Source organism: Shewanella piezotolerans WP3, from assembly GCF_000014885.1.
Taxonomy (GTDB): domain Bacteria; phylum Pseudomonadota; class Gammaproteobacteria; order Enterobacterales; family Shewanellaceae; genus Shewanella; species Shewanella piezotolerans.
On record NC_011566.1, the window covers coordinates 1,810,638 to 1,824,035 of the forward strand.

The 13,398-nt window shown below is 44.9% G+C and carries 9 protein-coding genes and 1 pseudogene; 8 read left to right on the top strand and 2 right to left on the bottom strand.

What is annotated here, in order from left to right:
- Positions 1-25: 25 nt before the first annotated feature.
- A complete protein-coding gene (locus tag SWP_RS07805; RefSeq protein WP_020911902.1) occupies positions 26-610 on the bottom strand; it encodes a hypothetical protein in 585 nt (194 codons plus the stop codon).
- Positions 611-817: 207 nt separating this feature from the next.
- On the opposite strand from SWP_RS07805, the gene SWP_RS07810 reads away from it, so the two are divergent.
- The 6 genes from SWP_RS07810 (at position 818) to SWP_RS07835 (ending at position 10,190) form a co-directional block, all read left to right on the top strand.
- The gene (locus SWP_RS07810) at positions 818-2,041 is read left to right on the top strand and encodes a lipoprotein-releasing ABC transporter permease subunit (RefSeq protein WP_044555770.1); all 1,224 of its coding nucleotides are present in this window, start codon (positions 818-820) and stop codon (positions 2,039-2,041) included.
- Positions 2,042-2,051: 10 nt separating this feature from the next.
- Positions 2,052-2,750, top strand: a complete 699-nt coding sequence (lolD, locus tag SWP_RS07815) for a lipoprotein-releasing ABC transporter ATP-binding protein LolD (protein WP_044556339.1) — start codon at positions 2,052-2,054, stop codon at positions 2,748-2,750.
- The gene (lolE, locus tag SWP_RS07820; protein WP_044555771.1) at positions 2,747-4,000 is read left to right on the top strand and encodes a lipoprotein-releasing ABC transporter permease subunit LolE; all 1,254 of its coding nucleotides are present in this window, start codon (positions 2,747-2,749) and stop codon (positions 3,998-4,000) included. Before lolD ends, lolE begins: the two co-directional genes overlap by 4 nt.
- 394 nt (positions 4,001-4,394) lie before the next feature.
- On the top strand, positions 4,395-5,516 hold the full coding sequence (locus SWP_RS07825; RefSeq protein WP_020911910.1) for a heme-binding protein: 1,122 nt from the start codon (positions 4,395-4,397) through the stop codon (positions 5,514-5,516).
- 1,141 nt (positions 5,517-6,657) lie between these two features.
- Complete coding sequence (locus SWP_RS07830; RefSeq protein WP_020911912.1) at positions 6,658-9,138, top strand: TOMM precursor leader peptide-binding protein; 2,481 nt, start codon at positions 6,658-6,660, stop codon at positions 9,136-9,138.
- Between the two features lie 98 nt (positions 9,139-9,236).
- Positions 9,237-10,190, top strand: a complete 954-nt coding sequence (locus SWP_RS07835; protein WP_020911913.1) for a Gfo/Idh/MocA family oxidoreductase — start codon at positions 9,237-9,239, stop codon at positions 10,188-10,190.
- 20 nt (positions 10,191-10,210) lie between these two features.
- Here the strand turns inward: SWP_RS07835 and SWP_RS07840 are convergent.
- Positions 10,211-10,930, bottom strand: a pseudogene (locus tag SWP_RS07840) (IS110 family transposase); the annotation flags it as partial.
- Positions 10,931-11,373: 443 nt separating this feature from the next.
- On the opposite strand from SWP_RS07840, the gene SWP_RS07845 reads away from it, so the two are divergent.
- Positions 11,374-12,333 carry an alpha/beta fold hydrolase gene (locus SWP_RS07845; RefSeq protein ID WP_020911915.1) on the top strand — a complete coding sequence of 320 codons (960 nt, stop codon included), beginning with the start codon at positions 11,374-11,376 and terminating at the stop codon, positions 12,331-12,333.
- A 139-nt stretch (positions 12,334-12,472) separates the two neighbouring features.
- A complete protein-coding gene (locus SWP_RS07850; RefSeq protein ID WP_020911916.1) occupies positions 12,473-13,390 on the top strand; it encodes a M14 family metallopeptidase in 918 nt (305 codons plus the stop codon).
- The last annotated feature ends 8 nt before the right edge of the window (positions 13,391-13,398 follow it).

Below are 13,398 nucleotides of genomic sequence, written 5' to 3' on the forward strand. Positions count from 1 at the left end.
CTGACCAGCGAAAAGTAGTATTAGATTATGGTGCTAGCTTTCGTAATTTCAGTTGTTTCTGTTGCAGACTTAAGCTTGCCTTAACCAATTGCTCAACATCAGCATCCTGAATAACACTATATGTCAGTTGGATGCTAAAGCTCTTAGGTGAATTATCATCTTCATTATTGATGAGCGAGCAACTTTGGACTTTAGCAAAACAAATCAATGCGACCAATTCTTCTTTAATGTGCAAACTAACTTTAAAGTCACTGCCAAGAGGCAGTTCTTCACTACTGGTAACGGTAATTGAGCTGCCGCCGAAATGGCTGCCCACATAACGGTTACCGTCATACTCTTCTTTACCAATCACATGCTGTAATACCATGTCAATTTTACGTGATTGCAGTTTTAAAAACTCTACAACTGTTTTGGCTTCATCATCAAGATGACGAAGCTGCAACAGACAGTCGGATTCTAGTGACTTAATGTCGCTAATTAACTGTAAACTCGGCGGTAGCATTAGGCTAAGTTGTGCAAGAGTGGGTAGAGGCAGGTTATTGTCCCAAGCTTGTAAATAGGCATCAAATGGATGATTAATACTAAAATAGGCGCTAGAGTCGTTTAACAATGGTGTTGCCTCTTGTTTTTAGGGGGCGAATACCCCTATTATCGTGCGCATCTTTATGATTTAGCAAGGTTCGAGATAACAAAAGCCTTGGCTTCGATGATGGGTAGAGTATTGCTGAGCAATATTGGTTGAGCTAATTGATGTGCTTACATCAATCTTTCAACTTGATTGGCATCAGATTAGATTTGATTTTAATTGGAATTTTTAATGAATTTTTCATTATCTTTTTATATTGGTTACCGTTATTGGCGCGCAAGAAAGGCTAATGCCTTTGCCTCTTTCATTACCATATTCTCTGTGTCTGGTATTTTATTGGGTGTGGCGGCATTAATTGTGGTGAGTTCGGTGATGAACGGCCTTGAAGGGCAGCTCAAAAAGCGCATCTTAGGCGCAGTGCCACAGTTAACTATTCACTCAAACGTTGCGTTAAATGATTGGCAACAAGATGTCGCGCAATTAAGCGCGTTAAAAGGGGTGCAAGGCGTTACGCCTAGCGTAACCACCCAAGCAATGTTGCAGTCGCCGTCGAATATTGGTGCAGCGCAGATCTATGGCGTATATCCACAGCAGGAGCAAAAACTACTCAGCCTGACGCGTAATACTTATTCTGGTGATTTTGATGCGCTCGTTGCGGGTATGTACCGTATTATATTGGGCGCTGAACTGGCGCGTAAACTGGATGTAGTCGTCGGTAATAAAATTCGTGTATTGAGTGGCGATGGTGTGGTTTACACCCCATTAGGCCCAATTCCTAGTCAGCGAAAGTTTACAGTGGCAGGTATTTTTGAGATGGGCTCTCAAGTAGATGCGAGTGTCGCCTACATGCATCATGATGATGCACAGCGCTTGATGCGCCAAACTCCAGGGCAAGTAAAACAATTACGTGTTTATTTAGACGATCCGTTTAAGGCCTCTACCATAGCGCCAAGTGTACAAGGTTATTTCTCCCATGAAGTCACAACGACAGACTGGCATGATTCCTATGGGCACCTGTTTGGTGCGGTCAAAATGGAAAAGAATATGATGTCTTTAATGTTGAGCCTGATTATCGCCGTTGCTGCATTTAATATTGTCTCGGCGCTTGTGATGATGGTGGTTGATAAAACCACCGATGTAGCAGTGTTAAAAACCCAAGGCTTAACAACCTCAAGTGTGATGGGGATTTTTATGATCCAAGGGTCATTAAATGCCATCATTGGCCTGCTTACTGGCGTGGCTGCTGGTGTACTGCTGACGCTTAATTTAAATGAAATCACCAATGTAATGGGGATTTCCATTCTTGGTGCTGGACAGAACCTGCCGGTACAGCTCGAGTTAAACCAACTCAGTTGGATAGTGATAGGTACGCTTATCATGACTTTATTAGCCACCATTTACCCGGCCTTAAGAGCTGCCAATGTTCAGCCTGCGAGTACCCTTAGACATGAATAGTGAGTCAACAATGAATTCAGAGTTATTGCTAAAAGTTAGCAATGTCAGCAAGCACTACACTGATGGTGCGGTTGAAACTCCAGTGTTACATAACGTAAATATCGAGGTCTACAAAGGTGAACAACTGGCGATAGTCGGAAGTTCTGGCTCTGGTAAGAGCACATTACTGCATATCATGGGCACACTGGATAAACCCAGTAGTGGCAGTGTGGTCATGCTCGATGAAGATCTTTATAAACTATCGAGTAAGCGCCAAGCTCACGTGCGTAATAGTAATATTGGTTTTATCTATCAGTTCCATCATCTATTACCTGAATTTAGTGCTTTGGAAAATGTCTCGATGCCGGCACTTATTCAAGGTAAAAAGCGTAAAGAGGTAGAGAGTAAGGCCACTGCATTGCTCGAACGAGTTGGCCTTGGACATCGTTTAGCACATACGCCGGCAGAGATGTCGGGTGGTGAGCGTCAACGTGTCGCCATTGCTCGTGCATTGATCAATGATCCCAAGTTGGTACTTGCTGATGAGCCAACAGGGAACCTTGACGCCAATAGTGGTGAAGCGGTTTACGAATTGATTACCGAACTTGCTGCACAGTTAGGAACCGCATTTGTGGTGGTGACTCATGATCAAGACCTTGCAGCGAGAATGGATAGACAACTGCATATGAAAGATGGCCATTTGGTGAATGCTGAGGAGCTCGCTGGATGAAAAGCCTGTTAGCGATGCGGATCGGCTGGCGCTTTTATTTGGCGCGCCAATCGAATCGCTTTATCAACTTTATTTCGTTTGCATCAACCGCGGGCATAGCGCTTGGTGTCGCAGTCTTAATCATCGCTTTATCGGCAATGAATGGTTTTGAAGAAGAGCTGGAAAATAGGCTGCTAGGTGTAGTCTCGCACGGAGAGTTAGCGGGGGTTAACGAGCCAATACAAAATTGGCCGAGCATTATTGCTGATGCTAATAAGGTGCCGGGGATCGTCGCAGCAGCTCCTTTTGTGCGGATGCAAGGTTTGATACAAAAGCCTGGCGGGTTTCAAGGCTTGACGGTGCTTGGTATCGACGGAGAGCTTGAGGGCAAGGTCTCGAATATTCGTGACTTTATGTCTGAACAGAGCTGGAACAGCCTGCAGGATGAAAGCAAAAATAATATTGTGCTTGGTAAAGGGTTAGCAGACAGTTTAGATGTAGCGGTAGGGCAATCAATTAGCCTATATATGCCCAATAACAGCAAGCAAGCTCAGAATAAGATTGCTGCAGCTAAAAGCCAACGCTTTGTCGTTTCAGGGATTTTTAAACTTGGTGGCGAGCTAGATACTACCACCGCTTATGTACCTATGGCTTTTGCTGCCGATTTACTCAAGTTAGGACAGGGGGTTTCTGGTATTCGGATCAAGGCCAGTAATGTATTTCAAGCGCCAATGTTGATCCGTGACCTAGGCTTTAGTCAGCAGCAGTATGTCTACATTACGGACTGGACACGAACTCAAGGGCATCTGTATCAAGATATACAACTTGTCAGAATGGTGATGTACCTTGTCTTGGCACTCGTTATTGCCGTCGCCTGTTTTAATATTGTTTCGACTTTAGTGATGGCAGTAAGAGATAAGCAGTCTGAAATTGCGATTTTATTGACCATGGGCATGAAAAAAAGCGCGGTGATGCTAATCTTTATTGTGCAAGGCGCGTTAAATGGCATACTGGGCTGTGTGATTGGCTCTGTTTTAGGTGTAACTGTTGCGCTCAACCTAAGTGATATTGCTGCAGGAATTGAATCAGTATTAGGCATTCAGCTGCTGTCAGCAGATGTTTATTTTATTGACTTCTTGCCTTCGCAGTTGGTCGCTACTGATGTGATGATGGTGGTGTCTCTGGCATTTGTTATGAGTCTAATTGCCACACTTTACCCAGCGTGGAAGGCAAGTCAAACACCACCAGCAAGTGCATTAGCAGGCCGATAATGCCAGTTTTACGGCTCAAGCATTAGCCGTAAAATAATCCTTTAGTATTAGAGTGGATGCAAGCGTGTTCACTCGCTATCTTCAGCCTATCTTACTGAAACCTTCCGTAAACCTTACTCTCTTTCTTTGGTGATGATAAATCCATTGTTATAACTAGGATTTATCGAGTCCTTATAAGCACATTTTTAGTTGTTTGCAATACTATTGACACGACTAAATCCGGCCTTAAAACCCACTATTATTATTGCTTAATTATCCCAAAAAAGTACTATTTTTTAGCTGGAATTGCTGTGCTAGTTTTTTAATACACCCAAATCAAAGTGAGTTTATTGCTTTGTTTAAGGCAAGGAATGGAAGCCTTGGTTTGGTTAACTAAAAGCATGGAGCAATGATAATGAACGCAAAGCCAGATTTAGAACAGTTAGATTTGAGTGTTCAACAACTCACATCAGTAGTTGCCGATCTTGAGAAACAATGTCCTGTAACAGTACAAGGAGTCGCAGACCTAGCAGAGCTAGGTTGCCCAGTGACAAAATGTACCGAAGCAAACCCGTCCACTCGCCTGTGCGCGGTAAATGCACCTGCATCGTCACCATATGTGCCTGATTATGATATTCCACTGCTTGCACCAGGTGGTGGTGATTCTAAGCCTGACATATTAGGTAAATTAGGCCCTCTGGCCGGATTAATTGGTACTTGGGTTAGCCAACGCTTTAGCGGTTTTAATGTCATGCCAATTCCGCAGGTGACTGCCCCCAATGGGTTTATATTAAAAAACCACAGTTATTATGAAGTCATTACCTTTAGTGCAATACAAGGTAAGGTGGCTAACCGAGGTGGAGAATATGAGCAAGGTGCTTACACGATATTTTATGAGCAAAGAGTCTTTTTCGCTGATGGGCCACAGGCCAATGAATTAGTCCATGCTGAAAACGGCTCTTGGTTACATCAGGTCACTGGCCCACAAGGACAAAATGCGCTTAATACCGCTCCGTATATTCCAACGCCGCCGGCGCCGAATCCTATTCCGAGCCAAAACCCTTCAACTGCTATTGTTAAGCAAGTATCTGTGCCTCATGGTAACTCTATCTTGGCTTTGGGAGGAGCGAGCAAAATATTTGGTGCGCCAAAAATTCCAGTAGCGAGTTGTTTACCCATTAATGCCCCAGAAGCTTTTAATGTTAACTATGGCGTGAATGATCCCAAAAACCCCAATATCAACCCAAATGCCGTCTTAGATGTCGCGTTATTGGAGCTGGCTGCTAAAGGTGTGCATGTGAGTAATACCACCGTGCTCACAGTAGATACAAGTAATAGCGGTGCAATTGCTAATACTCCCTTTATGAAGGACCACTCAGACGTATTGGAATTTAGCACCACTTACTGGTTAGAGCTGTTATCGACAGGACAACAGCAGCTGCAATATACGCAAAATATCTCGCTAAATCTCGATATTGACGGCACAAAGTACAAGTTCCCCCATATTACCGCAAACACCTTAACCAAAGTGCAATAGCAGTTTACCGACTAATTCCTAATCCATTCTATTAGTTAGAAATCAATCTCCAATTTGAGTTAGAGGAAGCTGTCTTTCCTCGATTCAAACAGCGTTTTCGAGCAGTCACCGCGAAAGCTGTGAGTGCTCGAGGCGTTCAACCGTCTCGAATTAATTTTTGAGACCATCTGTTAGCATTTTCTACGCTATTAACTTAGCTTCAAGGAATGAAAAATGAGTGAGAAAACGATAAAGGAACTTCAGCTTCAGGTGACGGAATTAACGTCAAAAGTGAAAGAACTGGAAGTTCAATGTAGCAGCCAAGCCTCTGCTGATAAGTGTGTTGTTTGCGCTGCAACGGAGTGCGTGGTGTGCGACAGCGGTCAATCAGTACGTAAGTGTGACAATTGCTTGCCTTGTATCATCAATTTCTGTGCCCCTTGTACGGTCAGTTTTTGTGCGCAATGTGAGCAAAATGCAGCTTATTGCTGTTTGACCTGTCAACCTAATGTTAAGTGTGTCACTTGTCAGCCAAACCTACAATGTGTCACCTGTGCACCAGGGCCGGCTTATTACTGTTTGCCATGCCAGCCAACGCAATGTTTGACTTGTTCTGCAGGTCCAGTTGAGCAGTGTGTCCCCTGTCAGCCGAGCGTGCAGTGCGCACCTTGTTATTACTGCGTGCCTTGTCAACCTACTATCCTCTGTTCACCTTGTCAGCCTACCGCTCAGTGTGTGACCTGTTCAGCAGGTCCTGTTGAGTTGTGTGTGCCGTGTCAACCGAGTGTGCAGTGTGCGCCTTGTTACTACTGCATCCCTTGCCAGCCGACAATACTCTGTGCGCCGTGCCAGCCAACCGCTCAGTGTGTAACATGCTCACCTAGCCCCGTCGCTTATTGCGCTCAGTGTCAACCAACACCGTGTGCGACAGGTTTACAGTGTGTGACGTGTTCACCAAGTCCTGTGGTTTGTTGTGTGCAGTGTCAGCCCGCAACGACGCAGCAATGTGTGACTTGTCGGCCATGTGACACCGGTTATCAATGTGCCAGTACACCTGTGACTTTTTGCTTATTGAGTGCTACCAGCTAATTTGAGTCAAATTACGGAAGAACAAGCAACTCTAGCATGGTGCTAGGGTTGTTTGGATTAAAGGAATAACAAGATGAATACTCTTTTGCTTTCACCCGCTGCAACCATCACTCCCAATGTTCATGGGGTTTTATTGCAGTCAGATCTAGGCGATTTTCAGCTGCACGGTAAAGATGTCAGTGACTTTGTTACCACTGTCGTACCGTTATTGCAGGGGGATAATACCGAGCAAGCAGTATGTGAAAAACTGCCAGATTATAGCGAAAGCAGTGTCAAGGCCGTCATTGCTTTACTCAAACAAAAAGGTTTGCTTGAGGAGGTTTCAGCGGATAACTGTTTTTCGCCACCTTGGGCCATGCACCAGCGATTTATCAATGCGTGGTCTAATAAAGAAACGCCTGATAATGAACTAAAAGATAAGAAAATACTGGTGATTGGACTGGAACCTTGGTCAGTAAAAATGGTTGATGAATTAGCTTGTTCTGGAGTGGGGCATATTCATATTGTTGATAATGATGTTGTTACCACCGATGATATTCTTTGTCACCGCGCAATGGGCGAACAAAGCGTTGGTTTACAGCGTAGCGTTGTTTTAAAGGCGGTCATCGACCAGCAAAGTCCTTGGTGCAACATCACAACGCAACCACTGGAAAAAGGCTGTCATGGAATCGATTTAGCCGATGAGTTTGACTGGGACCTTGTAGTGGTTACATTGAGTAAAGAGGCAAAGCACTGGCTCTACCAAATATCGAAAACACTGCATCATCATCAATTACCAGCACTATACGGTAGTTTAGACGGACTCGAATCTTGGATTGGGCCAGCAGTCAATTTAACGCCATCTGCAAACGCTATTGATGCTTGTTGGAACTGTTTGCGACTACGTCGTTTAGGCACAGAGCATGCACCTGATCTAGCCCATGAACTCGATAAAAGCGCTAACAATAGCCAACAAACCAGCCGAGCACGCAATATGCTCAGCTCAATGGCAGCGTTAACAGGCCATCAACTCACTATGGAGGTGATAAAGCTATTGTCTGGCTATATTCAATCTGACTTGGTGGGCAAAGTGAATGTTCAAAACTTAGTCAGTAGTCAGGCTGAGTCTCATAAAATCATTCCTGTACCTTGGTGCAAAGTTTGTGGTTATGATCATCAATCAGCGATAGCGCATACCTCGTTAGTCAAACAACAGCAACTTAAACGGGCAGGTATGCAAGTCGGCGCCATGAGCGCAGTCTCCGCCCATCAAATCGAGCTGACTAACCCATTGAATATGATGCATAGTGTCGATGATGTGAGCCAACTCTTTGAAGGTTGGGTTGATGACAAAACCGGCATTATTCGAAATTTGAGTGGCCACTCTGCACAGCTACCAGACTTTCCAGTGACCGCATCGGCCAGTGTCTCTAACTTCACAGCGGGTCAATATGATCCAAGAGCGGTAGGGCAAGTGGGCTCAGGAAAAGGGCTTGATGGCGTTTCTGCTCATATTAGCGCAATTGGTGAGGCCATTGAGCGCTACTCTGCTGCAAGGTATCGCCTCGAAGACTGCCACTATGCATCGATTAGCCAATTGACTGGCAGTTACCTTGACCCGAATGATTTAGTGCTCTATTCAAAAAAGCAGTATCACTCGCCACAATTCCCATTCTCTCGTTGGAATAAAAAGCGCAAGATCCATTGGAGCAAAGGCGTCTATTTAGGTGGACAGGAACCAGTATGGGTGCCTTCACTAGTGAGCTACTTTAACTTCAGTTGCCCCTATGAGGAACAGTTTAGCCAAGTCTCTTCAAATGGGCTGGCAGCAGGGCAAGATAATGATGATGCCGGGATCAGAGCGACCTATGAGCTGATAGAACGCGATGCGATGATGTTAACTTGGTACGCCAAGCACCCCTGTCAGCGTTTAAAACTCGACACTGTTAACCACGGTAAAATGCGCGTGATGCTTGATGAGCTATCAGTAATTGGGGTGCAGCTAGAACTGTATCTACTTGACGTGGGCATTCACGTGCCAACGGTTGTCTGTTTGGCCTTGGGGGATGGCCTACAGACACCCGCTGTATCAGTGGCCCTAGCTTGTCATGGTGATATTCAAGTGGCGATGAAAAAAGCATTGCTAGAGCAGGGGCATGTGATGCCTTACCTTTGCCACCTGATGAGAAGCGGCGCAAAAGTGCCGCAACATGTTAGCGAAGTACAAAGCCTTGAGGATCATGCCGCCTATTATTTTAAACTTAATAAGCGTTCAGCCTTTGATTTTATGCGCCAACCGGCAGAGCAGGCAATTGATATTGAACAGTGGAGCTATCCAGTCGTCAAAGACTCCTCCGCTCTCAACCAAAGGTTACTCGATGCGGGAGTCGAGGTTGCCATTGTCGATGTCACCTCTCCAGATGTGGCCTTAAGCCCTTTTAGAGTCGCACGGGCTGTGGGCAAGCATATGCAGCCGATTCATTTTGGCGAGCAGTTTAAGCGAGTGGATAACCCACGCTTGAAACGACTACTTGGCGGAGAGAGCGTCAATATGGATCCTCATCCAATTGCTTAACAGGCTGTCACAGCCCCTCAATCATTAACAAGACCATGCTGTTAGCTATTTCTTTAGATAGCAGCAAGGACAAACTCTTTACCATCAAGGACGAACTGATGAAAGTACTTGTATGCGGCACCAATTATGGCGCAACTTATATTCGAGCATTGGCCACACAGCCTCAAAACCTTAGTTTGGCAGCAATATTGTCGACTGGTAGTCAGCGATCAAAACAATATGCAGCACAACTGCAGGTACCACACTTTACTCAAATAGAGCAGATCCCGGCAGGTACCGTTGACATTGCTTGTATTGCAGTCGCCGGAGAAGGTGGGCAACAATTAGCGGTGCAATGCTTGAATAGAGGGATTCACGTTTTGTGTGAGCACCCTGTTGGCGAGGAGGTTGTGCGTTATGCACTAGAGTTAGCCACAAAAAATGGCTGTCGTTTCCACGTCAACGCTCATTTTGCCGACCTTGGTGCACCGCAAGCGTTTTACCAAGCGATTGCCACCGCTTCGCAACAAGCTCCCTGTATGCATTTTGACCTTAACGTCAATTTGCGCACTCTATATTCAGGACTAGATCTGTTAGGCAGAGCCTTAGGTTCACTGTCAAACATTGGACTTGTTCCAGCAACTCAAATCGATAAGACAAAGGGGTTATTTGAAACACTGCAGTTAACAGGGCCTGAATTTTCAGTGTCATTACTCTGTCAGAACTTTGCTTCACAACATGATGACGGTAGTGCGACACTGCTCAATCACCGCGTGAGCGCAACATTTCCCCATGGGAACTTGCTACTTTGTGAAACTGCAGGTCCCGTCTTTTGGTTCCCATCACCAGTGTCTATGTCTGCAGAAACATGGCAAAGTTATCTGCCAGTACAAGTTGAGCCGAGCAATCAGTATCAATTAATGCAGCAGCGAGACATTGCTAATATTTCTGCACTCAACAAACTCGTCACCAGCATCAGTGAGCCAAATGCCATTATTGAGCAACAGCCCGATTATCTGATTGGTTTGGCAAAATTGTGGGAGCAAACGCTGGCGGTACTGCAGAGGGAGTGATTATTACATCACTGCTTTGCTGCAACCAGTAATCTGATGGCACGTAGTGCTTGTACCGCTTTGACGACAGGATAGTAACGCCAGTTTAATACATGATGTTCAAGCTTGTTATTGAGCCGTTTTAGTGTCGCGTTCCGCTTCGAGATCGTTTGCAAGTATTCTTGCAAGACAGTCTGTTGGCTTGGATGCGGTAAGATCAGTTCACTGAGCCAGCGTAAGTGCTTTAGCGACCAGTTTGCAGTACCCTTATAGTTGATGTTATTTCGAAGCTGAAGCGCTTTAAGCTGGTATTTGGCATCTTTTAAATCTTTCATCGCAGTTTCACGTGCTCGGGATAAATCTCTAATGGCTTCATCTTCTGGCTCAGGGACATAAATCGCCGTCAGATCTTCCGACATAAGCTGCTTGGCTAGCTTCAGAGCATCGCGCTTATCGGTTTTAACTTTCTCTCCAGACTTTTTAGGAATAAGTGACGGAGCTATGACATAGCAACAGTGACCAAGGCTTGTGAGTAAGCGGTAGATCCAGTAACCGCAAGGACCAGCCTCATACTCAAAGTATAAGGTTGCTTTTGGATACTTAGACTCGAACTGTCTGGCCAGTTTAGTGATAGAAGCCTTAGCACTTGAAACTCCTCCAAAATGAACAGCTTGCGCACAACGTTGATCTTCGATGTAAGCGACTTCAACAAATTATTTATGTGTATCAAGGCCAATAAAAATTATGTTATGTTTATTCATGCTGATCTCCATTTTTTAGTTTCTTTAACAAAACTATTATGGCTCTGGCTTTTAGCTAACCCACGATGAATTGGAGATCAGCATCTTTAGTGTGGAGTCATTGTGTCTATACGAATAGGTATCTATGAAAGTTTCTTTTTATCAAATTTTCCTGCAGTTGCGAGTATATGCAACACGATTAACTCCAAACCTCACCAAAACATCGACTTCCTCAGATAAAAACGCTGAGTTAACCACCAGCACTTTTCAATAAGCGATTTCAGCAAAATGTTATCATTTTTGCATATTTCACCGGCTGACTTTCTTTCGTGATAAAAATTCATGATGAGAATGCGGTCAAGTATTGAGTTCGCCCCCTTAGCTCATTATGTTGTTGATTTACTATGGCTGGCTAATAGAGTTTTTTAACTCAACAGAGTTTAGCCCGTATTCAGGGAGATAGGATGAGTAAAGGATTAAACCAAGTTCGCAGTAATAAAAGCGCGGCGCTGAGAAAAATAGCGACAGTTGCTGTTATAGCTGCCAGCTACTGCACGCCATGGAGCGCGCAGGCCCTTAGCGTAGAAACTAATAACAGCAAAATTGAAGCCAAGTATCTAGCTGTTCCTAAACAGGTGGCTGTCAATGAGGGAGTGTTGTCTCTTTCTTCTGGAGCTGGGCTTTACTATTGGGACACCGGCGGTGAGGGGCCTGTGGTAATTCTCTTGCATCCCGGCAGGGGGAGTGCGTTAACTTGGCCTTATCAGCAGCCGGCTTTTGCAAAGGCGGGTTATAGAACCATCGCTTATTCGAGACGTGGCTACTTTGGTTCACCAGCTGGTTCAGAAAGTGATACAGGTAATTATGCTGATGATCTAAATGCATTAGTCGAACACTTAAATGTCGACAAATTTCATATTCTTGGATTAGCAGCTGGCGGCTTTGCCGTTTCAGATTATGTGGTCTCTTACCCGGAAAAACTGCTGAGTATGACGATTGTTTGTAGCCTCTTTGGTTTATGGGATAACAATATTGATCAACGATTGGATTTCATTCTGCCAGAGAGCTTTAATGATTTGCCTCCTGAATTTAAAGAGCTTGGTCCATCTTATCGCTGGGCACATCCTGAAGGCGTAAAACAGTGGATAGCAATGGAAAAGAAGTCACGCGGTGATGGTGTTAGGCACGGACAGCCGGCGAAAAGCACGATTACTTGGGAGAAAATTCGCGCAGCTAACATACCCAGCTTGTTTATTGCTGGCGGGGCAGATTTATATCAGCCGCCATCGATGATGCGCGCGGCCGCGCGGGAGTTACCCCATAGTGAGACTCTGTTGGTACCCGAAGCTGGCCATGCCGTCCAATGGGAACAGCCTGAATTGTTTAATCGTGTTGTTATTGAGTTTTTAAATAAAAATAACTGAGCTGTTTTTATATGACATTGATAACGCTGTGATTGAATTCGGCTGCGACGATGTTTATGATCCGATGCTCTCTAACAAGTATCAATACATTCTCAAACTCATAATAAATGTTGTATTGCCCAGTTAAAAAGGAAAATAGATGAACGCTGCTGAACGCTACCCAATAGGTACTCCTGGCCAGAAATGGAATGATGCTGATAAGTCAGCTTGGCTGGCTTTGCAGTCGGTTAAACGCTCTTACAAAGAGCAAGTGTTAACAAAGGTGTTGGCCTTGGGGGAGAGGTTCACACTAGAGCAGTACGGCGCTTTGTCTGTTGATGAATCTAAGTACCCTTTGTACGCGTTAAAGAGCAATGACTGGCAGGTTGGAAAACCAATTATCTTAGTGACTGGTGGTGTTCACGGTTACGAAACGAGTGGCGTGCAAGGGGCGATCCGGTTTATGGAAACCAAAGCTCAAGCCTATGCGGAGCATTTCAATATCGTGTTGATCCCCTGCGTGAGTCCGTGGGGGTATGAGACAATAAACCGCTGGAATCCTAATGCTATTGACCCAAATCGCTCATTCTATGCAGATAGTCCTGCTGAAGAGTCGGCAGAGTTATTAGCTTACCTTGCGCCTATTAATGAGCAGATTTTCGCTCATATCGATCTGCATGAAACCACTGACACTGATAATAGTGAATTTAGACCAGCATTAGCCGCGCGTGATGCAAGCGTGCATGATAATTGGAATATTCCTGATGGTTTTTATCTGGTGGGTGATACCATAAACCCGCAAGCAGCATTCCAAAAAGCCATCATTACTGAAGTTGAGCAAGTGACTCATATTGCACCGGCTGATGATAACGATAAGCTAATCGGGGTTGAATTGGCTCAGTTTGGGGTGATCAATTATGCCACCAAAGCCTTGGGTTTGTGCGCTGGGTTAAGCGCTGCCAAATATGTCACTACCACAGAAGTTTACCCAGATAGCCCCTTGGTAGACGATGAAAACTGTATTATTGCTCAAGTAGCAGCAATAACCGGAGGCTTGGACTACTTACTAAGTTTGTAAGCTAAAGT